At 38.8% G+C, this 636-nt stretch carries 1 protein-coding gene; it reads left to right on the forward strand.

Annotation, left to right across the window (positions count from 1 at the left end; translation table 11 throughout):
- Positions 1-63: 63 nt before the first annotated feature.
- Positions 64-636 (forward strand): BID domain-containing T4SS effector (locus CEV08_RS09320; protein ID WP_245407093.1); only part of this gene is annotated, 573 nt, incomplete at its 3' end.

The raw sequence follows: 636 nt of genomic DNA on the forward strand, positions 1-636 counted from the left end.
ACATCAACAACTCAAGAGAGAAAAAATCTCTATGAAACCTCTACGACACAAACGTCTCTACACATGAAAGACGCAGAGCAAACCAGTATAGAAGTCCCAAAACCTGAAACCATCGCCCCAAGCGTTAGGTCAAAAACACCAAGTGAACAATCAGGATCATCTAACGAACCAAAAACATCTATTAATCCAATGGAAAAAAGGATATTGCTCGAAGCACATCAAGAAGGAATACGCTTTTTGTGCAACAAGGTTTTTGGTGACCGGCTTATCTTAGAACAAAGTATACAAAAAATCAAAGAAAACCCCGATGTGGGAGAACAGCTCTTATGGGATCTAACAAAAAACCCTCAATCTATTTCTGAGCTCGCTGGCAGGAAAGTTCTTGGCATAAAAAATCGTGCGCGTAAAGAGGCTGAAGAAGCGCTTGAACCTCTAAATTCCGCCATAGAAGATTTTGTATTCACTGTAAAATACACACAAGAGAATATTTCACAAAGTTCTCAAATAAAACAACGACAGCATCAACAAGCGCAACAAGAAAAGACAATCCAGCCTCTTTCAAATCATGAAATTGCCCGCAAAGTTCAACAAGATCCATCGGTTAAACAGAGTAAAAGAGAAATCCAATTTTTGAGT

The sequence above is a fragment of the Bartonella tribocorum genome (assembly GCF_002778015.1).
In the GTDB taxonomy this organism is placed as follows: domain Bacteria; phylum Pseudomonadota; class Alphaproteobacteria; order Rhizobiales; family Rhizobiaceae; genus Bartonella; species Bartonella tribocorum_B.